This is a genomic window from Prauserella salsuginis (assembly GCF_024648885.1).
GTDB lineage: Bacteria > Actinomycetota > Actinomycetes > Mycobacteriales > Pseudonocardiaceae > Prauserella > Prauserella salsuginis.
Map to the genome: position 1 here is coordinate 205,829 of NZ_JANBBF010000012.1, position 20,460 is coordinate 226,288.

General features: G+C 68.6%; 22 protein-coding genes. 17 read left to right on the forward strand and 5 right to left on the reverse strand.

The features are described 5' to 3' along the window. Positions 1-6: 6 nt before the first annotated feature. The 5 genes from LY40_RS18805 (at position 7) to LY40_RS18825 (ending at position 6,899) form a co-directional block, all read left to right on the forward strand. The gene (locus tag LY40_RS18805) at positions 7-915 is read left to right on the forward strand and encodes an SDR family oxidoreductase (protein ID WP_258937655.1); all 909 of its coding nucleotides are present in this window, start codon (positions 7-9) and stop codon (positions 913-915) included. Continuing rightward, positions 912-1,838, forward strand: a complete 927-nt coding sequence (locus LY40_RS18810) for a patatin-like phospholipase family protein (protein WP_258937656.1) — start codon at positions 912-914, stop codon at positions 1,836-1,838. The genes LY40_RS18805 and LY40_RS18810 overlap by 4 nt, the downstream gene beginning before the upstream one ends. A 78-nt stretch (positions 1,839-1,916) precedes the next feature. After that, a complete protein-coding gene (locus tag LY40_RS18815) occupies positions 1,917-3,308 on the forward strand; it encodes a lipase family protein (RefSeq protein WP_258937657.1) in 1,392 nt (463 codons plus the stop codon). Positions 3,309-3,961: 653 nt separating this feature from the next. Next, complete coding sequence (locus LY40_RS18820; RefSeq protein WP_258937658.1) at positions 3,962-4,759, forward strand: IclR family transcriptional regulator; 798 nt, start codon at positions 3,962-3,964, stop codon at positions 4,757-4,759. A gap of 178 nt (positions 4,760-4,937) precedes the next feature. Then, positions 4,938-6,899, forward strand: a complete 1,962-nt coding sequence (locus LY40_RS18825) for an FAD-dependent monooxygenase (RefSeq protein WP_258937659.1) — start codon at positions 4,938-4,940, stop codon at positions 6,897-6,899. A 105-nt stretch (positions 6,900-7,004) separates the two neighbouring features. Here LY40_RS18825 and LY40_RS18830 read toward each other — a convergent pair whose 3' ends face one another. Further along, on the reverse strand, positions 7,005-7,211 hold the full coding sequence (locus LY40_RS18830) for an RNA-binding S4 domain-containing protein (protein WP_183784421.1): 207 nt from the start codon (positions 7,209-7,211) through the stop codon (positions 7,005-7,007). Beyond that, complete coding sequence (locus LY40_RS18835) at positions 7,160-7,357, reverse strand: hypothetical protein (RefSeq protein WP_258937660.1); 198 nt, start codon at positions 7,355-7,357, stop codon at positions 7,160-7,162. Before LY40_RS18835 ends, LY40_RS18830 begins: the two co-directional genes overlap by 52 nt. Positions 7,358-7,983: 626 nt before the next feature. Between LY40_RS18835 and pqqA the strand changes: the two genes are divergently transcribed. The 5 genes from pqqA to pqqB all read left to right on the forward strand — a co-directional run bounded on the left by pqqA (position 7,984) and on the right by pqqB (position 11,071). Then, a complete protein-coding gene (gene pqqA / locus LY40_RS18840) occupies positions 7,984-8,082 on the forward strand; it encodes a pyrroloquinoline quinone precursor peptide PqqA (RefSeq protein ID WP_183784423.1) in 99 nt (32 codons plus the stop codon). A gap of 106 nt (positions 8,083-8,188) precedes the next feature. Further along, on the forward strand, positions 8,189-8,869 hold the full coding sequence (gene pqqC / locus LY40_RS18845; RefSeq protein ID WP_258937661.1) for a pyrroloquinoline-quinone synthase PqqC: 681 nt from the start codon (positions 8,189-8,191) through the stop codon (positions 8,867-8,869). Then, on the forward strand, positions 8,866-9,117 hold the full coding sequence (pqqD, locus tag LY40_RS18850) for a pyrroloquinoline quinone biosynthesis peptide chaperone PqqD (protein ID WP_183784427.1): 252 nt from the start codon (positions 8,866-8,868) through the stop codon (positions 9,115-9,117). Before pqqC ends, pqqD begins: the two co-directional genes overlap by 4 nt. Continuing rightward, positions 9,108-10,193, forward strand: coding sequence for a pyrroloquinoline quinone biosynthesis protein PqqE (gene pqqE / locus LY40_RS18855; RefSeq protein ID WP_258937662.1), 1,086 nt, complete (start codon positions 9,108-9,110; stop codon positions 10,191-10,193). Before pqqD ends, pqqE begins: the two co-directional genes overlap by 10 nt. Continuing rightward, positions 10,190-11,071, forward strand: a complete 882-nt coding sequence (pqqB, locus tag LY40_RS18860) for a pyrroloquinoline quinone biosynthesis protein PqqB (protein WP_258937663.1) — start codon at positions 10,190-10,192, stop codon at positions 11,069-11,071. Before pqqE ends, pqqB begins: the two co-directional genes overlap by 4 nt. 244 nt (positions 11,072-11,315) lie before the next feature. Here the strand turns inward: pqqB and LY40_RS18865 are convergent, their stop codons facing one another. The 3 genes from LY40_RS18865 to LY40_RS18875 are packed head-to-tail and all read right to left on the reverse strand — an operon-like array spanning position 11,316 to position 14,814. After that, the gene (locus LY40_RS18865; protein WP_183784433.1) at positions 11,316-12,650 is read right to left on the reverse strand and encodes an MFS transporter; all 1,335 of its coding nucleotides are present in this window, start codon (positions 12,648-12,650) and stop codon (positions 11,316-11,318) included. Positions 12,651-12,685: 35 nt separating this feature from the next. Beyond that, complete coding sequence (locus tag LY40_RS18870) at positions 12,686-13,681, reverse strand: PDR/VanB family oxidoreductase (protein ID WP_258937664.1); 996 nt, start codon at positions 13,679-13,681, stop codon at positions 12,686-12,688. After that, the gene (locus LY40_RS18875) at positions 13,681-14,814 is read right to left on the reverse strand and encodes an aromatic ring-hydroxylating dioxygenase subunit alpha (protein WP_183784437.1); all 1,134 of its coding nucleotides are present in this window, start codon (positions 14,812-14,814) and stop codon (positions 13,681-13,683) included. Before LY40_RS18875 ends, LY40_RS18870 begins: the two co-directional genes overlap by 1 nt. Before the next feature lie 110 nt (positions 14,815-14,924). Between LY40_RS18875 and LY40_RS18880 the strand changes: the two genes are divergently transcribed. The 7 genes from LY40_RS18880 (at position 14,925) to LY40_RS18905 (ending at position 20,459) form a co-directional block, all read left to right on the forward strand. Then, the gene (locus LY40_RS18880) at positions 14,925-15,506 is read left to right on the forward strand and encodes a PadR family transcriptional regulator (RefSeq protein ID WP_183784439.1); all 582 of its coding nucleotides are present in this window, start codon (positions 14,925-14,927) and stop codon (positions 15,504-15,506) included. A gap of 340 nt (positions 15,507-15,846) precedes the next feature. Then, positions 15,847-16,671 carry an SAM-dependent methyltransferase gene (locus tag LY40_RS18885; RefSeq protein ID WP_258937665.1) on the forward strand — a complete coding sequence of 275 codons (825 nt, stop codon included), beginning with the start codon at positions 15,847-15,849 and terminating at the stop codon, positions 16,669-16,671. A 200-nt stretch (positions 16,672-16,871) separates the two neighbouring features. Next, a complete protein-coding gene (locus LY40_RS26225) occupies positions 16,872-17,450 on the forward strand; it encodes an alpha-hydroxy-acid oxidizing protein (protein WP_307876972.1) in 579 nt (192 codons plus the stop codon). Next, complete coding sequence (locus LY40_RS26230; RefSeq protein WP_308216707.1) at positions 17,420-18,040, forward strand: alpha-hydroxy-acid oxidizing protein; 621 nt, start codon at positions 17,420-17,422, stop codon at positions 18,038-18,040. Before LY40_RS26225 ends, LY40_RS26230 begins: the two co-directional genes overlap by 31 nt. 258 nt (positions 18,041-18,298) lie before the next feature. Further along, positions 18,299-18,850, forward strand: a complete 552-nt coding sequence (locus LY40_RS18895) for a thiolase C-terminal domain-containing protein (RefSeq protein ID WP_258937666.1) — start codon at positions 18,299-18,301, stop codon at positions 18,848-18,850. Beyond that, a complete protein-coding gene (locus LY40_RS18900; protein WP_183784445.1) occupies positions 18,847-19,266 on the forward strand; it encodes a Zn-ribbon domain-containing OB-fold protein in 420 nt (139 codons plus the stop codon). The genes LY40_RS18895 and LY40_RS18900 overlap by 4 nt, the downstream gene beginning before the upstream one ends. Beyond that, positions 19,263-20,459 (forward strand): MFS transporter, encoded by a 1,197-nt coding sequence (locus tag LY40_RS18905; protein WP_183784447.1) that lies wholly within the window; start codon positions 19,263-19,265, stop codon positions 20,457-20,459. The genes LY40_RS18900 and LY40_RS18905 overlap by 4 nt, the downstream gene beginning before the upstream one ends. The last annotated feature ends 1 nt before the right edge of the window (position 20,460 follow it).

Genomic DNA, 20,460 nt, shown 5'->3' on the forward strand with positions numbered 1-20,460 from the left:
GCACAAATGTCCAGCAAACCCCGAATCGATCTCACCGGCGTCGTCGTCATCATCACCGGCGGCGGCCGCGGAATCGGCGCCGCCACCGCGCAAGCGTTCAGCGCGCGCGGTGCGCACCTGTGGATCGGCGACATCGACACCGATATCGCCTGCGCCACCGCATCCTGGATCCCGCACTGCCGCAGCGCACGCCTGGACGTGACCAGCGCCGAATCCTGGCGCGAATTCCTCGCCGAAGTCATCGAGGAGGAAGGCCGAATCGACATCCTGGTCAACAACGCCGGGGTCATGCCGCTCGGCGGCTTCATCGAGGAAACCCAGTCCACCACCGATCTCATCCTCGACGTCAACGTGCGCGGTGTCATCAACGGAATGCGCGCGGTGCTGCCCAGCATGGCCGAAGCAGGGCGCGGCCACATTATCAATGTGGCGTCGATGGCCGGGATGATCCCGATTCCGGGCATGGTCACCTACAACGGCTCCAAGTTCGCCGCGCTGGGGCTGTCGCTGGCCGCGCGCCACGAGTACGCGGGCACCGGTGTCACCGTGACCGCAGTGCTGCCCTGCGCAGTGCGCACGGAACTGTCCTCGGGCGCGACCCTGGGCAAGGGCATGCCGACGGTCGATCCCGAAGACGTGGCGCGTGCCGTCGTCGACAGCGTGCGGCGCAGGCCCGAACAGGTCTCGGTCCCAGGCTGGGTAGCGCCCGGCTGGTCACTCGTGCGGGCACTGGTTCCCCGATTCATCGAGAACGCCCTACGCCGCCTCGTCGACGACCGGCGTGCACTGAACGGGATCGACCCCGAGGGCCGACGTGCCTACCTCGACCGCATCGAACGTCATGCCCGCGAACACACCGCCACCGCCGAGACCACCTCCAAGCGCCCGCTAGCCCGCAAGACCGGCCTTCGATGACCACCCGGGCTCTGGTAATCGGCTGCGGCGGCACGATCGGCAGGGCGTGGACCATCGCGGCCTTGTACGCGCTGTCCGAACAACTCCAGTGGGATCCGCGCACCGCCGACCTGTTGCAGGGAACCTCTGCAGGCGCCGAACTGGTGACCATGCTCGCCAGTGGCGTCGCGGTCGACGAACTAGTGGCTATGCAGCAGGGCAACGCCGATGACCCACGGCTGCGCTCCCACCACGCCGACACACCGCCGAGCTTGCCGCCCCTACCGCTCCCCCGACCGCTCAACCCGCGGCTGCTGCGCTCGCAGCGTGGGCTGGCCGCACTGGCCGGGATCGCTCCGATCGGCCGCGGCGACCCGAGCTGGCTGGCGCGCCTGGCCGACGGTTTCACCGCGGGCCGGGACTGGCTCGACCACTCTGCCGCTCGAATGGTCGCCTTCGACATCGATTCCGGAGAACGGGTCGCGTTCGGCGCTCCCGGTGCGCCCGCTGTATCACCGGCGACCGCATTGCAGGCATCCTGGTCGGTCCCGGGCTGGATGCCGCCGGTCACCGCGCACGGCCGCACCTACATCGACGGCGGTGCGGCCTCGACCGTCTCGCTCGACCTGCTCGCCGACGACGACTTCGACGAGATCTACCTCATCGCCCCGATGGCCTCACCGGACCGAGCCCGCATCCCTGGCCTCGGCGGGTTCCTCGAAGACCGCTGTCTGCGCCGGCCGATGACCGGCATCCTCGCCGCCGAGATCGCTACCGTCACCGCCCGCGGGACACGCGTGATCACGATCTGCCCTGGCATCGCAGACCTGGCGAACCTGCCGCCGAACTTCATGCACCGCAAGCGGCAGCACCAGGCGTTCACCCACTCGAGCCGCACCGCCCACGACACTGTCGCCGCCGCACTGGCGACCGGTACCGGCTGAAGCCATCCTTCGACTTCACCTTGATCAGGAACGCCACACATCGGATTCTCAAACAAGAATCCTTCAAAAGGAGACGAGATGTCGACCGACACCAAGTCGCCGCTGCGGCGCAACCGCGGCGTCCGTGGCCGCACACCACGGACGCTGGCCGTGCTCAGCGTCGCAGTCCTCGCGATCGCCACGACGCTGAGCACCGCCGGCCCCGCAGCATCGGCACCGGACGCCGGGGTGTCATCGGTTTCGTCGCCGGACACTGATTTCTACCTGCCGCCCAGCCCGCTGCCCGAAGGAGCTCCCGGGACGATCCTGCGCAGCGAACGCTTTCCCCTCGCTCTGGCCTTGCCCGGAGTCGACGGACAGGTCCCGGCGAACGCGACGCGGATCATGTACCGCAGCGCCGACACCCACGGCACTCCCACCGCAGTGACCGGCACCTACCTCGAACCCACCCTGCCCTGGAACGGCCCCGGCCCTCGCCCGCTCATCGCAGTGGCTCCCGGCACGCAGGGGCAAGGCGACCAATGTGCACCGTCGAAAGGGTTCGCCGAACTGGTGCACTACAACCCCCCGCTCGACGGGTGGTTCAGCTACGAGACGAGCACCGCCTATTCCCTGCTGGCACGCGGGATGGCCGTGGTGATGACCGACTATCACGGACTCGGCACCCCCGCGATGCACGACTATGTCAACCGCCTCGCCGAAGCGCACGCGGTACTCGACTCGATCCGCGCCGTGGAGGCGCTGACCGGAATCACCCGTTCCAGTGCGATCTTCGGCTACTCCCAAGGTGGTGGCGCCGCCGCTGCGGCGGCCGAACTGCAGCGCTCCTACGCTCCTGAACTCGACGTGCGTGGCACCTACGCCGGTGCCCCACCCGCGGATCTCCGCGCGGCGATGGCCAGCCCAGCGGTCAACGGGGCCGTGCCCGGCGTGATCGGTGGCACCGCACCAGGCCTGCTCGGCTACGCACTCAACGGCTTCGCCGCCGACTACCCCGAGGTCAGGCCGGTCATCGACGCGGCCCTCAATCCGGCAGGCAAGACGATGGCGGCGGACGTGGCGGACACCTGTATCGCCGAGACAGTCAGCCGCACCATGTTCCGTCCGGTCACCTTGTTCACCACCGGCGGCCGCACCCCAGCCGAGATCGTCGACAGCTCACCGGAACTGACCGCCGTCGTCGATCAGCAACGCATCGGCCGACTCACCCCCAACGCCCCGGTACTGATCGCCGGCAGCACCAACGACGACGTCGTGCCATACCCCCAGGTTCGCCAGCTCGCCGCCGACTGGTGCGCGCACGGCGCCACCGTGCAGCTCGAACAAACCACCTGGCTGCCACCGCTGCTGCCCAGCACCGGCACCGGCCACATCCTGGAATTCCTCGCCGCCACCGCCAGCGCCCACGACTGGCTCGCCCAACGCCTCGCCGGCAAGCCGGCACCCAGCAACTGCTCCGCACTGCCGTGAAGTCCGGCGGAGACGTCGTATGACCGGCACTTTCCAGACGGTTGAACGAGGTTGAAGCGGTCATGGACGTAAGGCCGCTTCGACTATGCCGGCTTTCCGAAATGGTCGTCCGCGGAAGCCCCGCTCACTCTTCGCTGACTGGTACGACGTCGTCTGTGCGGGCCCATGGGAACAACCTCCTCCGTAGGCCCGCACTCTCCGCGGCAGCCTGCGACTACCTGGTGAGCCGCACAACGGCGAGGTCGGGTTCGCCGTCGTAGTCGGCCAGCTCGAAGTCGGTCTCCGGGGCTGCCGAGGATCCCGGTGTAGCAAGCCTCGCACCTAGCGTTCACCGCACCGGTGAAACGCCGGCGCGGGAGCATTCCGGCCGAGCAACGCAGGGTGTGGTCATGCCGTTCGCCGCCACGTTCTTGTCCGGATGCCAGGTGGTCGCAGCGCTGTATTGCGACGAGCCACTGGTCGACGCGCGCACTGCCTGTTCCTGCCGGATGCCTTTTCCGTTGCGCCGGTGCGGTATCCAGTACCGCACGGTGGCTGCTGAGACGTCCGGTGCCCGGTCCGGCCCGCACGTGCTGCGAGCTTGAGGCTCCCGAACAGCAACACGTGGAGAATCTAGTATTCTCCACGCCAGAATCAGTACGCTGGGAGGTTCGATGGCGACGGAGATGAAACAGCCCCCGCCTTACGCCATCGCCAGTGTTGATCACGCGTTGAGGCTTGCGACGATCCTCCAGCTCGAAGGAAGCCTGAGCGTGGCCGACGCGGCTGCCCGCCTGGGTGTCGCGCGATCGACCGCCCACCGGCTGCTCGCGATGCTCGTTTACCGGGACTTCGCAGTGCAGGACGACACGAAGGTCTATCGTGCGGGTCCTGTCCTGGAACTCGGCTCGCATTCGCACTCGACGGTGTCGCTGTTGCGGCGGGCGGCGTTGCCGCAGCTGCGCGAGCTGGTCGACAGGCTGGGGGAGTCGGTGAACCTGACGGTGCGCACCGGTGACACCGCTCGGTTCATCGCCTGCGTCGAGTGCCAGCAGGCCCTGAGGGTGGGTTCCCGGGAGGGCATGGTTTTCCCCGCGCACCAGACCACCGCGGGACTGCTGCTGCTCGCCGAGCTCACCGACGAGGAACTCGATTCCGTCTACGCCGGAGCGGGGCACGGCGAGGTACCCGCGATGGACGAGCTGCGCCGGGAGCTGGCAAAGGTCCGCCGCAACGGATTTGCGCTCAACCAGGGCCGTTCGGAGCGCGGAGTCGTCGCCGTCGGCGTGCCCGTTCGCTCTCCGGACGGCGCAGCGCTCGCGGGGGTGTCGGTGTCGATGCCGAGCGTGCGGTACGACCGGCGGCGGTTGCGCGCGATCGTCGCGGACCTCTCCTCGGCCGTGCGTGCGCTGGAAGCGGACCTGCACGAGCAGCTACGGGTACAACGCCAGGAGTCGGCGCATCGTCAGTGAGGCGTCGGGTCGGTTCAGCGTTCGCAGGCCCTCGTGGTAGTTCTTTACAGCAGAACTCTCTGTTCCTCAGTGCGTAACCGCCGGAGGATGGACCGAGCCATCCGGTAGTTCGTAGGCAGCACTGCGGCCCCTTCACTCGGGGTTCCGCGGGGTTGGATGCCAGGAGGAGTTCAGTCCAGTGCAGTTCTATCTTGACGGCTACAAGCCGGGGGATCCGTTCGTCGAGGAGCCCCATCCGTCGGTGGCCAAGCGCCTGTCGGGCCTGCCGGAGGAAGCTGATGTGGTGATCATCGGCTGTGGTCCTGCCGGGTTGGTGCTGGCGGCTCAACTGGCCCAGTTCCCCGAGCTGCGCACGGTGATCGTCGACCGACGGGACGGACCGCTCGAGGTGGGCCAAGCGGACGGGGTCGCCTGCCGCACGGTGGAGATGTTCGAGGCGTTCGGGCTGGCCGACCGGTTGGTCCACGAGGGGTACCAGGTCAACGAGGTGACGTTCTGGCGGCCGGACCCCGAGCGCAGCGGGTCGATCGTGCGCACCGGCCGGGTCGACGACGTGGAGGAGGGCATCTCCGAGATGCCGCACATGATCGTCAACCAGGCTCGGATGCTGGCCTACCTGCGTGAGCACATGCGCCGGTCGGCTGCCCGCGCCGAGCCGTTCTACGGGCTGCACGTGACCGACGTGCGTGTCGACACCGCCGACGCCGATGAGCACCCGGTCACAGTCGAGCTGCAGCACGTCGAGAATCTCGAGCCGACCGGTGAGACGTCGACGATCCGCGCGAAATACGTGGTCGGTTGTGACGGTTCGCGCAGCGGGACCCGGGAAGCCATCGGGCGCCGCCTCGAGGGCGATGCCACCGACAGCTCCTGGGGTGTGCTGGACGTCCTCGCCGTGACCGATTTCCCCGATATCCGGCTCAAGTCGGCCATCCACTCCGAGCAGGGCAGCATCCTGATCATTCCGCGAGAAGGTGGGTACCTGGTCCGGCTCTACATCGAGCTCGACAACGACCGCGACGGCGAGATGCTGCGCAATCGCAGCGCGACGCCGGAGAAACTCGCCGCGGTCGCCAACCGGATCCTGCACCCGTACTCGATCGACGTGAAGCACGTCGGCTGGTGTGCGGTCTACGAGATCGGCCAGCGACTCTGCGACCGGTTCGACGACGTCCCCGACGGCGAATCCGACACCCGTCTGCCGCGGGTGTTCATCGCCGGCGACGCCTGCCACACGCACAGTGCGAAGGCAGGGCAGGGCATGAACGTGTCGATGGCCGACGCCTGGAACCTCGGGTGGAAGCTGGGGACGGTGCTGCGCGGGACGTCACCCGCCGAGGTGTTGCGCACCTACTCCGAGGAGCGGCAGCGGGTTGCTCAGCAGCTCATCGATTTCGACCGAGAGTTCGCGGCGTTGTTCAGCGCCCACTCGGATGACGGCGAGGGCGGAGCGGACCCGGAGCGTTTCCAGCGCTATTTCCGAGAGCAGGGCCGGTTCACCGCCGGGGTCGCGGTGCGCTACGGGCCGTCCATCCTCACCGCGGCATCACCTCACCAGAGCTTGGCGGACGGGTTCTCGCTGGGAATGCGGTTCCACTCGGCGCCGGTCATCCGGCTGGCCGACGCCAAGCCCGTGCACCTCGGGCACGCGGCCCGTGCCGACGGTGCGTGGCGCCTCTACGTGTTCGCCGACCGGGCACACCCGGCCAGCTCCGACTCACGGCTGCGGGATGTAGCCGGGTTCTTGGCCTCGGCGAAATCGCCGATCACCCGGTTCACGCCGCCCGGCGCCGACCCCGACTCGGTGATCGATGTCCGTGCCGTGCTGCAGCAAGGGCATCGCGACGTCACCGTCGACGATCTGCCGCCGGTTTTCCTGCCCCGCAAGGGGCCGTTCGAGCTCGTCGACTACGAGAAGGTCTTCTGCGCCGATTCGGCCGACGACATCTTCGACCTGCGCGGCCTGGACCGGGATCGCGGAGCCCTCGTCGTCGTTCGGCCGGATCAGTACGTCGCCAACGTCCTGCCTCTCGACGCACACGACGAACTCATCGAGTTCCTCCGCTCCGCGCTGGTCGAGGTCGCAACGCCGATGGCTCCGTCCGGCCAGGACGAGCTCGACGCAGTGACAACGTCTTGACGGCCAGGTCGGCGGTGTCGTTTCTTGCGGAGGCGACGACGTGGGGATCGCGGGAGGGCGTGCCGGATGTGGATCGTCGAGGAGTTTCCGGGTGTGCTCGGTGAGTCACGCGACGCGGAGTTCGGTGTCGTCGACGGTGACGATGTCGCCGCGCACGAGTTGTCTGCCGCGGCGGTGTTCGGTTTCGCCGTTGACGTGGATGCGGCCGTCCTCGAGTAGTGATCGCACGTCGGAACCGATGTCGATCAGGCCTGCGAGTTTCAGGAACTGGCCGAGTCGGATGGAGTCGGTGCTGACCGGAACGTCTTCCATTCGGTCATCATCTCGCGCACCTGGTGCCGGTTCTCGGCAGGGCCCAGTCCGTGCGCCGTGAGGGTGTTTTCGGCTGTGGGTTTGAGAACCGTCGTGCAACCGGCCGACAGCGCGGGGGCGATCTCGCCCGGGATCACGTCGATCACAGCACTCACCCAAGCTGCCGTCTATCGCGTCGCCCCGACAGGGCCGGAATCGCCTCGGCGATCCTCAACTCTGCGCAGCACATCGGGGTTGCACTTGGCCTTCCTGTCCTGGCCGGTGTCGCCGCGACCGTCACCGCGCAGCCGCGGAACGAAGCTCTCGACACCGCGAACGCGCTCGTCGCCGGTTACGGAACGGCCCTGCTCGTCGCCGCCGGCATACTCCTGGCCGCCGAGGCGTTTGCACTGCTGATCCTCAGCTCACCGGGAAACACCGATGGTGAGCCAGAGGGTGCCGTCCGGCTCGTTGACACAGGCTGTGAGTGCGCGTGCTGTGCTGGACGGTGATGAGTGGTGGGTTCGCCTGGACCAGTCACGGTCGGCGTGAACCACCACGCCGGCGTCTCGTCGGCGCCGCGGTAGAACTTGCGGGCGGCTCGCAACACCGTCGGTGCAAGTCTGATCCGGTCCACCCTTGTGAACTGCCGCGTTCGCACGATCGCCCCGGTACGGACCACTCCTGCGTGGTGGCTCGGTCGGAGTATCTGCCGCCCGAGGGATAGCGCTTTCAGCGATGATCCCGTTACGCTGGCGGCGTTCTCAAGAATCCCAATGGAGGGAGGCGCACCATGGTCGAGTCGGGCGAGCTTCAGGTCTGGACCACTCCGGACTTCCAGGAGTACGAGACCTCGCCGGAGGTCACGGCATACTTCGGCCGTATGGAGTGACGAGTGTTTTGGCGTGGCCGACAGGAAAGCGCTTACAAGTTTCCCGTCGGCCACGCCTCACCGACCCGGAAGGACGGCAGTGCGGCCGATGGAGCCGAAGTCACCGATGACCGAGCAGGCCTTCGTCGCGGAGCTCAAGGAACTCTCGCACCGCTACTGGGGCGCCCATCCGTTCCATCACCGGATGCACGCCGGTGAGCTGACCGAGAACGAGCTGCGGATCTGGGCCGCCAACCGCTGGTACTACCAGCGCATGCTGCCGCAGAAGGACGCGGCGATCATCAGCAACTGCCCGCTGCCGGAGGTGCGCAGGCAGTGGCTCGACCGAATCGTCTACCACGACGGCCGCGCCGAGGGCGAGGGCGGAGCCGAGCGCTGGCTGCGCCTGTGCTCGGCGGTCGGCCTCGACCGTGGGGAGGTGCTGGACGAGCGCCACGTCGCGGCGGGCGTGCGGTTCGCCGTCGACGCGTACGTGAACTTCGCGCGCACCAAGCCATGGGTCGAGGCCGTCGCCTCCGGGCTCACGGAGATGTTCTCCGGGCACCTCATGCGCCGCCGGGTCGGCGACATGCTGGCGTGTTACGAGTGGATCCGCAGCGAGGACCTGGCCTACTTCACGAACCGGATCGACGCCGTGAGCGGCGAGGGCGAGGAGACACTCGCGATCGTCGTGGCCCACTGCGTCACCCGCGAACAGCAGGAGGCTGCCGTGGCGGCACTGTCGTTCAAGTGCGATGTGCTGTGGTCGATGCTCACCGCCATCGAGCACGCGGCGGGGAAAGCGTGACGCCCCGCCTGTGCCGCGGCGTGCGGCTGACCTACGACCACACCAGGCAGACCCACGTGCTGTTGTTCCCCGAGGGGGTGCTGATGCCCAACGCGACCGCGGCCGCCGTACTCGAACTGTGCGACGGCGAGCGGACGGTGCCCGACATCGCCGCGGCGCTCGGCGAGCGCTACGCGGAGGTGCGCGAAGACGACGTCGGCGACGTGCTCGCCAGGCTCGTCGATCGGCGGGTGGTCGAATGGGCGTGACCGAAGGGGTGCAGCCGCCGCTGGGCATGCTCGCCGAGCTGACCCACCGCTGCCCGCTGCACTGTCCGTACTGCTCGAACCCCGTCGAACTGGTCACGCGCGAACGGGAACTGGGCACCGACGAGTGGTGCTCGGTGCTCGATCAGGCCCGCGACCTCGGCGTCCTGCAGGTGCACCTGTCCGGCGGCGAGCCACTGGCCAGGCCCGATCTGCCCGAGCTGGTCACCCGCGCGTCCGACCTCGGCTGCTACGTCAACCTCGTGACCAGCGGGCTCGGACTCACCGAGGCACGCCTCGCCGACCTCGTGGACCGGGGACTCGCGCACGTCCAGCTGTCCGTGCAGGGCGCCGACGCCGAGCGGGCGAACCTGCTCTCGGGTGCGAAGGCCCACGACCACAAGCTCACCGCCGCGGAACTGGTGAAGCGGTTCGAGCTGCCGCTGAGCGTCAACGTCGTACTGCACCGGGCCAACCACGACCAGCTGGAGGGCATGATCGCGCTCGCCGAGCGCATGGGCGCCGACCGGCTCGAACTGGCAAACACGCAGTTCTACGGCTGGGCCCTGCGCAACCGCGACGCGCTACTGCCGACCCGTGAGCAGCTCGCGGCTGCGGAGCCGGTGGTGCGGGCCGCGACCGAGCGGCTCCGAGGCTCGATGCAGGTCGTCTATGTGCTCTCCGACTACTACGAGCAGTACCCCAAGCCGTGCATGTCCGGCTGGGGCGCGCAGCAGCTGACCGTCGCTCCGGACGGCACCGTGCTGCCCTGCCCCGCGGCCACGACCATCACGACGTTGTCGCTGGAGAACGTGCGGGAGCGGCCGCTGGCGGAGATCTGGTACGACTCGGAGTCCTTCAACGCCTATCGGGGTGAGGACTGGATGCGCGAACCGTGCCGAACGTGCGAGCGGCGCACCATCGATTTCGGTGGCTGCCGCTGCCAGGCGTTCCAGCTCACCGGCGACGCGGCGGCGGCCGACCCGGTGTGCCGCCGCTCGCCCGACCGCGGACTGGTGGACGCGCTGCTGGAGGCGCCGCACGGCTCCAACGAGTTCGTGATGCGGGGTATGCGGTGAGAGCGGTCCTGCTCGGCACGGCCGCGGGCGGCGGGGTCCCCCAATGGAACTGCGCGTGCGCGAACTGCGAGGCCGTGCGCGACGGGAGTGCCCCGGCCCGCACGCAGGACTGTCTCGCGGTCAGCGCCGACGGCCGAGCCTGGTACCTGCTGAACGCGTCGCAGGACATCCGCACGCAGCTGACCTCCTGCGCGGCCTTCCGGCCGGGGCCGGGGCCGAGGGAGACGCCGCTGCGGGGAGTGTTGCTCACCGACGGCGAGCTCGACCACACGCTGGGACTGTTCCAGCTCAAGGAAGCCGCCGGCCTCCGCGTGTGGGCCCCCGACGCGGTAGCGGCGACCGTGCCGGCGAGGGAGATCGTGGCTCGCTACCACGGCTGGGAATGGCCTCGGCTGGAGGAGAAGTTCGAACTCGACGGGCTGGTGGTCACGGTGCTGCCGGTGAGCGACAAACGCCCGAAGTACGCCGGGGAATCGACCCTCGACGGTCCGTGGGTCGTGGCGTACCGGATCGAGGACCCGGCGACCGGTGGCTCGCTCGTGTACGCGCCGTGCGTGGCGCAGTGGCCCGCCGGGTTCGACGACTTCTGTGCGGGGGCGAGCTGTGTGCTGCTGGACGGTTCTTTCTTCGCCCCGGACGAGATGGCGGGCGCGACGGCCGGGGGCGTCGGCTCCGGCGCCCAGCTCGCGATGGGTCACCTGCCGATGGCGGGCGAGCACGGCAGCCTCGCACGCATCCGGCGTTCGCGGGGCACCCGTTGGCTGTACACGCACCTCAACAACACGAATCCGGTGCTGAACCCGGCGTCGCCGGAGCACGCGGCCCTTGTCGAAGCAGGCGCCGAGCTGCCACCGGACGGCACGGAACTGGTCCTCTGACCGCAATACCCCTCGGCTGTCGGAGCCGCCGACTAGTCGCCCGGTGCCGGACCCGTCCGATCGCGCCCGCCGTTGAGCCGGGTGCCTCCCGCCGCCGCTCGCTGTTCCACGCGCGGCGGTCCGGCAGACGCGCACCGGCGTCGACGAACACGGGAACCTCGTCCGGTGAGGTGCCTCGGACCGCGTTCGGCCCGAGGCACCTCACCGGCGGTATCAGAGGTGACGTTCCGCCGGTCGCCGGAACTCAGACCGCATCGCGTTCCTTCATCGCCGGCGCGGACTCCGGGTCGTGGCGGCGTAGCCCGACCAGGACGATGGCGCAGATCGCAACCACGGCGGCGGCACCGACGTAGAGCTGGGTCGCCGAGGCGCCCGCGTCGTTGAGCATCCCCGCGACGGTCGGCGACAGGATGGCGCCGATCCGGCCCATGCCGAGCGCCCAGCCCATGCCGACGCTGCGGAGGTGTGCCGGATACAGCGGCGGTCCGACGGTGTAGGCACCGGCGATGCAGCCGTTGATGAGTGCACCGACGAGTACGCCGATTCCGAACCCGAGCCACAGGACCGAGGTGCTCAAGATGAAGACGACCATCATCGCGGCGGCGAGCAGCGAGAACCCGATCAGGACGACCCGTGGCGTACGTATCCGGGCGGCGACGCCGTAGAGCACCGAGCCGACGGTGCCGCCGATCGAGATCGCCATCCCGGCGGTGACCGCGGCGCTTTCCGAAAGCCCGTCCTCGACCAGCAGGGTGGGAGTCCAGCTGTTGACGAAGTAGAAGCCGAACATGATCGTGATGAAGACGGCCCAGAGCAGGATCGTCGGGGTGAGCAACTGCTTGAGCCACCCCGAGCCGGTCCGCCCGGCGGTCTCCCGCGCCGAGGCGGCCTCGTCGAGTTCGGCCCAGCTGACGGAACCCATCTTCATCCGTGCCAGCGTCCGGTTGATGCGTTCCAGAGCGCCCTGTGGGCGACGCTGCTCGAGGTAGGCGACCGATTCGGGCAGGAGGAGTGCGATCACCACGAGAGCGAGCAGGGTGGCGAACCCGCCTGCGTAGAAGACGATCCGCCAGTCACCGCCCACTGCCGCCTTCGCGACCACGCTCGCCACGGTGGCGCCGATGCCGTAGCCGGCGGTGAAGATGCCGATGGCGAGCCCGCGATTCTTCGTGTTCGAGAACTCGCTGGTCATCACGTTGGAGCTGGCCAGAATACCGCCGACGCCGATACCGGTGACCAGGCGGAACACGCCCATCACCGGCATGGACGGGGCCATGGCGGCACCGAACATGCCGATCGTGCCGAGGGCGAGGCTGATCAGGATGAGCGGGCGACGGCCGATCAGGTCGGCGAAGGGCGCGAGCAGCATCGAACCCAGTGCCATACCGATCAGCCCGACCGAGACCAGCAGCCCGAACTCCGAACCGCTCAGGCCGAACTCGTCGGTTACCGAGGGACCCGTGAAGGCGACAGCCATGACGTCGAAGCCGTCGAGACAGTTCATGAAGGTGCAGAGCGCGACGATCAGCCATTGATAGCCGGACATCGGCGCCGCGCCGATACGTTCAGTGATGTTCATGCAGGCGTCCAGATGTGAGGGACCGGTGAGCCGGTTCAGGTGAGGTGGAGGGTGACGGTGGCACGGTCGGCGTTGTCGCCGGCCACCGCGCGGGAGACGCAGAGGCACAGGTTGGCGCAGTTTTCCTTCTGCGTTTCACTGAGGAAGACGTCGCGGTGATCGATGGTCCCGTCCACTTCGACGACCTTGGCCAGGCAGAGCCCGCATTCGCCCTTACGGCAGTCCGAGAGCGTGTCGATCCCGGCCGCGTTCAGGGCGTCCAGGATCGAGGTGTCGGGCGCGATGACGACCTCGCGGTCGAACTGGGGAAGACGCACCCGGAACTCCTCGGCGCCGAACCGGCCGCTGGAGCCGAAGGTTTCGAACCGCAGGTTGGTCTCCGGCAGCGAGTGCTCGTGCCAACTCGACCTGATCGCGTCCATCAGCCCGATCGGACCGCACATGTAGAGCTCGGCCGTCTTCGGCGCTGCCGCGGTGTCGCCGACCAGATCGGGAACCGACAGGGGCGTGCCTTCGTCGTCGACGTGAACTCGGACCCGATCGCCGTGCTCGGCGCAGAGTTCGTCGAGGTAGGCCATGAGGCGGCGGCTGCGGCCGACGAGTACGAGTTCGTAGTCGGCGCCGCGGCGGCGCAGCGAGGTGGCCATGGCGACCAGTGCCGTGACGCCGATGCCGCCGGCGACGAGGACGTAACGACCGGCGCCGACCGCGAGCGGGAAGTTCTGCAGCGGGCCGGTGACGGTCAGCTCGTCACCGACGGCGAGCGTGTGCATCGCCTTCGAACCGCCGCGCGAGGTGGGGGAGAGCTGCACGCTGAGCGTGAGCAGGCGGCCGCCGTCCTCGGATCGGACGATGGAGTAGGAACGGGTCAGTCGCCCGTCAGGGGTAGGCAGAGCGACATCGAGGTGCGTACCGGGGGCCGCAGCTTCGGGGTGCTCGACCTCCAGCACGATCCGGCGGACGCCGTCGGCGACGTCGTCGGCCTCGACGACCCGTGCCTGCTGCCAGCGGGACTGGGCCTGGACCGCCATCAGGCCCCCTTCCCTGCAGCGGGAGCCGTCGAGGGCCGCCCTTCGGCTGCCAGCATCCGCTCGAGGATCTGGCGTACCCACATCCCGCCGGCGTCGATGTTGAGGCTGTAGAACTCGTGCTCGGGGTTGGCGTCGATCGCACGTTGTTGGGCGCGCAGCATGTCCTCGTCCTCGCCGAAGACGCCGTGCACGGCCTGGCGCAGCTGGGTGGTGATGGTCTGGCTGTCCAGGCAGTAGTTGCGCATGAACGCCCAGAAGTAGTGGCAGGTGCGGTCGGTCTCGGGCGTGATCGTGTTCATCACGTACCCGTTGACCCCCTGGCTGCGGTCGCCCTCGGGGGCACCGGTGCCGGCCTTGGCGACACCCACGTCGATGCAGATCGTGCCCGGCGCCTGGAACCTGATGATCTGCCAGCGGTCGACCTTGCCCTCGAAGCCGGGGAACTTGTCGCGCAGGTTCTTCAGCCAGAACGGTGGAGCATCGATGTCGCGCATCCAGCGTGTGACGGTGACCGTGTCGCCCTCGTGTGTCACGTCGAACTCGGCCTCGGAGAGCTCGTCCTGGCCGATGCTCGAGGAGTGCACGAACTCCTCGTGGGTGAGGTCCATCAGGTTGTCGAGGACGAGTTGGTAGTTGCAGTCGGCGTGAATCGTCTCGCCGTCGCCTGCCCATGACGGGTCGTCCATCTGGTGCATGTCGGGCACGGTCGTCGGATCGGCCAGGTCGGGATCGCCCACCCATACCCAGACGTATCGGTAGCGCTCGACGACGGGGTACGAGGGCACGACCGCGCTCGGATTGAGGGTCTCCTGCGCAGGCATGGCGGTGCAGCGACCGGTCGAGTTGTAGCGCAGACCGTGGTAGGGGCACTGCAGCTCGTCGCCGAGGATCTTGCCCTGCGACAAAGGTGCCAGTCGGTGCCAGCAGGCGTCGGCGAGTGCGACGGCGCGGCCCTCGCTGTTGCGCCACAGCGCTAGCGGAACGCCTGCGACGGTGCGTGCCAGCGGTTGCTTGCCGGTGACCTCGTGGTCCCAGGCTGCGACATACCAGGCGTTGCGGGGGTGGTTGAAGATCTTGGCTGCGGCTGTGGTCGGTGCTGCGGCCGCTGTCGGCGGCGGAGAAGTGAGCGTCATTGGTCAACTCCCTATGGATATAGGTATCTGTTGCGCGAGCCACAAAGTATCTATCTATATAGTGAGTTGGCAAGAGTGGATAGCGTGACTGACTCGGAGAGGAGGGGACCTTGTCGCTGCGGTGGGCGCTGATCGCGCTGCTGACGGGTCGTCCGATGACCGGTTACGACATCTCGAAGAGCTTCAGTACGTCGGTCGCGCACGTGTGGCACGCTCCGGACTCGCAGATCTACCCCGAGCTCAACCGGATGGAGCGAGACGGACTGCTCACCTCGGTCGAGGTTCCCTGGGGGAAGAAGGGCACCAAGAAGGAGTACCACGTCACCGACGAGGGGCTCGCCGAGTTCCGGGAGTGGATGGAATCGCCCCTGGTGCCGCAGCGCCAGCGAGACCCGGCCTATCTGAAGGCCGCCTACTTCGACTTCGCCGACCCGGCGGCGGTGCGCGAGCAACTGCGGCAGCAACAGGCGTACTGGGAGGACCACCTGGCGATGCTCGAGCGCACCCGGGCGAGCCTCGTCGACCGCAGCCATCCCACGCTGGCGGCGAGAATCGAGAAGCTGAACGAGCGCGAGGCCGAACTCGCGGTCCGCTGCAAGATCTACGCGTACGACGGGTTGATCGCTCGCGCGCGCGCCGAGCTGGCGTGGATCGACGACGGCTTCACACTGGTCGACGAGCTGTACGGCTGAGCACAGGCCGCCGCGGGAGTCGCGTGGGTTGTTGCCTCCTCGGTGCGGGCCGAACGGATGTCGAAGGCCCTGTCGCAGCCGTCGTCGAGCAGTCGGGTGCTGCACGACACCGACGTCCGCAAGCTGTGCGTCCACACGGGACGGCTGTGCGCACGGCTGGGAGCGGAGAAACCGCGACTTGTGGCGCCTGGCCGATCCCTCGGCTTCGGCTGCGACCGACGGAGCGGCGCGCCGGTGACGATCGCATCCGGTCGCTGCAGGGTTGCTGTGCATTCGACCGTCCGAGTGATATCTCTACGATGTGCGGCGACGATGCCGGAATCGAAAGGGTGGGGTGCCGGTGACAGCGGGCGGGAGCGACGCTGACAGGTTCGCGGGTAAGGATCTCGAGCTGGACAAGCCGAATCCTGCGCGGATGTACGACTACGTCCTGGGCGGCGAGCTCAACTACGCGATGGACCGCAGGCTCGTGGACGAGGTCCTGGCCGCCATGCCACGCGCGCGCGATACGGCTGTGCTGAATCGCTACTGGCTGCGCCGTGCCGTGCGCTACGGTGCGCGGCAGGGGATCCGGCAGTTCCTCGACCTGGGCTCGGGCATGCCGACCGTGGGACAGGTGCACGAGATCGCGCAGCAGGTCGCCCCCGAGTCGAACGTGGTCTACGTCGACAACGAGCGCATCGCCGTGGCGCACAGTGAGATCGCGCTGGAAGGCAACGACCGAGCCGAGATGATCGGCGCCGACGCCGAGCGGGTCGACGAGGTCCTGGCCCACCCGACGACGAAGCGGCTGCTGGATTTCGACCGGCCGGTGATGGTGCTCATGTCGGCGCTCGTGCACTACTTCTCCCCGGACGAGCGGGATGCCGGCAGTATGATCGCCCGCTACCGCGACGCGCTCGCTCCCGGCAGTTACCTCGCGCTGTCGAGCTTCACCGACGAGCAGCAGGACGAGGAGATGTTCCGGGCGGTCGAGCTGAGCAAGGACACGAGCGAACCCATCCACCTGCGAAGTCGCGACGACGTCCACGAACTGATGGCCGGATTCGAGATCGTCGAGCCCGGAATCGTGTTCACCCCGGAATGGCACCCGGACTCCCCGGAGGACGTCGGCGAGACACCCGAACTCTCCGGTGTGCTCGCCGTGGTCGGCTACACGTCGTGACGCCGGCACCGCGCCCGTGGTGCACAGGCGCACGTGCCCGGAGTCCGTGGGGCGCGATCGCGGCGATGCCGGAGACCGGGCCGAGCGGTTGCGGTTGACGGGTGGCACCGCACCGGCGATCTTGGGGACACCGCGCGGCCATGCGCGTAGGACGGTTCGTTCGCCCGCGATCGTGGGCGGTGTGCTCGGGAGGTCGGGTCATGTCCCCGCGTTACGGCGACTACCAGCTGGAGATCTACCTGAACGGGATGCGGGGTCTGCAGCCCCGGTATCCGGCCGACGCAGCGACGATGGAACGACGCGCGGCCGAGGCGCTGCCGCCCTGGGTGTTGTCGTACGTGAAATCGGGTGCCGGGGACGAGGGTACGCAGCGCGCCAACGTCGAGGCCTTCGCCAAGTGGGGTCTGGTTCCGCGGATGATGGAGGGCGCCTACGAACGGGATCTGTCGACGACCCTGTTCGGTATCGAGCTGGAGCACCCGTTGTTCCTGTGCCCGATCGGCGTGCTGGGGATCTGCTCGCAGGATTTCCACGGTGACCTGGCCACCGCCCGCGCCGCCGCGCGCACGGGGGTTCCCATGGTCGCCTCGACGCTGTCGCAGGATCCGATGGAGGACATCGCGGCCGAGCTCGGTGACACGCCGGGGTTTTTCCAGCTGTACCCGCCCAACGACCGGGACCTGGCGATCAGTCTGATTCAGCGGGCCGAGCGCGCGGGGTTCTCGGCCCTCGTGGTCACGCTGGACACGTGGGTCACCGGCTGGCGCCCCGCGACCTGAACACGGCGAACTTCCCGCAACTGCGCGGATACTGCCTGGCCAACTACGTGACCGACGAGCACTTCCGTTCCCGGCTCGGTAATGATCCCGACGCCGATCCGCTGGCCACGGCGGCGTTGTGGGCCAGCGTGTTCGGCTACGCGACGTCCTGGTCCGACCTCGACTGGATCCGGGAGGCCACGTCGCTGCCGATCGTGCTCAAGGGCATCAGTCATCCCGACGATGTGCGCAAGGCCAGGGACCTGGGGGTCGACGGCGTCTACTGCTCCAACCACGGTGGCCGTCAGGCCAACGGCGGACTTCCCGCGTTGCAGACCCTGCCCAAGGTGGTCGAGGCCGCCGCCGACGAGATCCCGGTGCTGTTCGACTCGGGCGTGCGGAGCGGTTCGGACATGGTGAAGGCGTTGGCGATGGGGGCGACGGCGGTAGGCACGGGACGGCCGTACGTGCACGCGCTCGCGGTCGGCGGGGAGGACGGTGTGGTGCATCATCTCCGTTCGTTCCTGGCCGAGGCCGATCTGCTGATGGCCATCGACGGCTACCCGACGCTGGACAGGCTCCGCGCGGCGGGCTTGGAACGCTTGCACTGACGGTAACGGGACTCGGAAACCCGATCCCGCGATAGCGCGGACCCCACCGGTGGCCGTCGGCAGTCGGACCTCGGGCGCACTCGGTGTCCGGCGCGCTGACGTCGACGATCGTGGCGCATCGTGGCTTGTAGATCCTACGAGGTTCGGCCCCGTGAGTTCTCGTTCTCACCAGTTTCGCGGGTGGCTACCGGTGGTTACCGTCATCCGCGAGCGAGGCAGGCCGATGGAGGTTTCGCCGGTGAGGCCAGGACGGTTCGGATGACGTTGTCGGGTGGTTGCGCCGTCACCGGCGCGTCGGTGCTCGCAGCACGACGGACGACCCCGGGTCAGACCACGCTGGGACTGATCGGCAGGCTGGCCGCGGCCGCCGTCGCCGATGCGGGGCTGGAACCGGCCGAGGTCGATGACGTGTTGTCACCTGAGCTGACGGCGACACCGCTGGCTGCGGCCATCTCGGACGTTTGCGATATGTCGGGCACATCGGTCGGTGACATCGACCTGTTCGCGCTCTACGACTGCTACTCGATCATGCCCGCACTCACGTTCGAGGACGCCGGGTTGTGCGCGAAGGGCGAGGTCGGGCCGTGGCTGTTGGAGCAGGACTTCTCCCACACCGGCAACGTGCCGACCAACACGCACGGCGGGCAGGCCGACCTGGCCGGAGGGATGAGCCACCTCGTGGAGGCCGTGCGACAGTTGCGTGGCGAAGGTGGCCCGCGGCAGGTGCCGGACGCGGAACTGGCGCTGGTCACCGGAAACGGCGCGACGCTCGGCGAAGAGGTGGCGCTGGTGATGGGAGCGGAGCGATGAACGAGGCAGTGCCACGGCCCGGCAGATTGTCGACCCCGGTGACGGCCGAGTACTGGCGAGCCGCGGCCGAGGGCAGGTTACTCCTCCGGACGTGCCGGACCTGCGGTCACCGGCAGCTCTACCCGCGTTCGATGTGCGTGCGCTGCTGGTCGGAAGACCTCGGGTGGCACGAGGCCGCGGGTGCCGGAACGGTGTGGGCATTCACGGTGATCGAGGTTCCGGGCCACCCGGCGTGGCGGTCGATGACGCCGTACGCCGTGGTGATCGTCGAACTCGACGAGTGCCCGCGACTACTCAGCGGACTGCTGGAACAGCGCGCCTACGACGTCCGTATCGGCCAACGCGTGCGCGCGGTCACCGAGGCCAACGGCGACCCGACGGGCCCGATTCCCTACTTCGTCCCCGCCGAGTCATGACGCCGCTGCAGCGCAGGATCGCGATCGCGGCCGTGCAGGTGCTCGGCCTGGCGGTCTGGTTCTCCATGTCGGCGGTGGTGCCCACGCTCCGGGGCGAGTGGGGCATCTCGGCCGCCGCGGCGGTGTGGCTGACGGCATCCGTGCAGATCGGGTTCGTCGTGGGCGCGGTCGGGTCGGCCGCGCTGAACCTCGCCGATCGGGTGCGGCCGCATCTGCTTCTCGCGGCTAGTGCGGCGTTGGCGGCGCTCTGCACGCTGGTGTTGGCACTGCTGGCCGGCGGCATGGCGGCCGCGCTCCCGTTGCGGTTCTTGACCGGTGTCTTCCTGGCGGGTGTCTACCCGGTGGGCATGAAGCTGATGGTGTCCTGGTCGGGGCAGTCCGGCAGGGGCATGTCGATGGGGATGCTGATCGCCGCGCTGACCGTCGGCTCGTCCGTGCCCCACCTGATCGCGGGATTCGGCTCGCTGCCGTGGCGCTCGGTGCTGCTGGCCGCAGCGGCGCTCGGCGGTCTCGGCGCGCTCGTCGCGATCACGATCGTGCGGCCGGGGCCGCATCTCGGTGCCGGAAGCCCGCTCCCGAATCCGCGCTACGCCCTCACGATGTTCACCGAACGCGGGCCGCGGCTGGCCAACCTCGGCTACTTCGGCCACATGTGGGAGCTGTACGCACTGTGGACCTGGATCCCGACCTTCCTCTTGGCACGCGACGCGGCGGACGCGCCACAGGTGGTCGAGCTCGTGGTGTTCGCGACCATGGGTGTCGCGGGTGCGGCCGGCTGCTTTCTCGGTGGCTGGATATCCGACCGGTTCGGCCGGTCCCCGGCCGCGGTGTCGGCGCTGGCCGTGAGTGGCGCGTGCTGCCTGCTCTCGCCCCTGGCGCTCGCCGCGCCGTCGGCGGTGCTGGTGGCGTTCTGCGCCGTGTGGGGTGCTGCCGTCATCGCCGACTCGGGAGTGTTCTCGGTGTCGTTGAGCGAAACAGCCGACTCCCGCTACGTCGGGACGGCGCTGACCGCCCAGACCGCGATCGGCTTCGCGCTGACCGTGGTCAGTATCCAGGTGGTGCCGTTGGCGGCAGCCGTGGTCGGTTGGCAGTTCGCGTTCCTCGCCCTGGTGCCCGGGCCGGTGATCGGTGTGCTGGCCATGCGTTCCTACGGTTCCCGAACCCGCCCCACGATTCTATCCACAAAGGAGTGAC

What these genes read in the sequence shown, in the direction of transcription:
- LY40_RS18805 (WP_258937655.1), top strand. Translation starts at nt 7, where the DNA reads ATGTCCAGCAAACCCCGAATCGATCTCACCGGCGTCGTCGTCATCATC.
- LY40_RS18810 (WP_258937656.1), top strand. Translation starts at nt 912, where the DNA reads ATGACCACCCGGGCTCTGGTAATCGGCTGCGGCGGCACGATCGGCAGG.
- LY40_RS18815 (WP_258937657.1), top strand. Translation starts at nt 1,917, where the DNA reads ATGTCGACCGACACCAAGTCGCCGCTGCGGCGCAACCGCGGCGTCCGT.
- LY40_RS18820 (WP_258937658.1), top strand. Translation starts at nt 3,962, where the DNA reads ATGGCGACGGAGATGAAACAGCCCCCGCCTTACGCCATCGCCAGTGTT.
- LY40_RS18830 (WP_183784421.1), bottom strand. Translation starts at nt 7,211, where the DNA reads ATGGAAGACGTTCCGGTCAGCACCGACTCCATCCGACTCGGCCAGTTC.
- pqqA (WP_183784423.1), top strand. Translation starts at nt 7,984, where the DNA reads ATGGTCGAGTCGGGCGAGCTTCAGGTCTGGACCACTCCGGACTTCCAG.
- pqqC (WP_258937661.1), top strand. Translation starts at nt 8,189, where the DNA reads ATGACCGAGCAGGCCTTCGTCGCGGAGCTCAAGGAACTCTCGCACCGC.
- pqqE (WP_258937662.1), top strand. Translation starts at nt 9,108, where the DNA reads ATGGGCGTGACCGAAGGGGTGCAGCCGCCGCTGGGCATGCTCGCCGAG.
- LY40_RS18865 (WP_183784433.1), bottom strand. Translation starts at nt 12,650, where the DNA reads ATGAACATCACTGAACGTATCGGCGCGGCGCCGATGTCCGGCTATCAA.
- LY40_RS18870 (WP_258937664.1), bottom strand. Translation starts at nt 13,681, where the DNA reads ATGGCGGTCCAGGCCCAGTCCCGCTGGCAGCAGGCACGGGTCGTCGAG.
- LY40_RS18875 (WP_183784437.1), bottom strand. Translation starts at nt 14,814, where the DNA reads ATGACGCTCACTTCTCCGCCGCCGACAGCGGCCGCAGCACCGACCACA.
- LY40_RS26225 (WP_307876972.1), top strand. Translation starts at nt 16,872, where the DNA reads ATGTCCCCGCGTTACGGCGACTACCAGCTGGAGATCTACCTGAACGGG.
- LY40_RS18895 (WP_258937666.1), top strand. Translation starts at nt 18,299, where the DNA reads ATGACGTTGTCGGGTGGTTGCGCCGTCACCGGCGCGTCGGTGCTCGCA.
- LY40_RS18900 (WP_183784445.1), top strand. Translation starts at nt 18,847, where the DNA reads ATGAACGAGGCAGTGCCACGGCCCGGCAGATTGTCGACCCCGGTGACG.
- LY40_RS18905 (WP_183784447.1), top strand. Translation starts at nt 19,263, where the DNA reads ATGACGCCGCTGCAGCGCAGGATCGCGATCGCGGCCGTGCAGGTGCTC.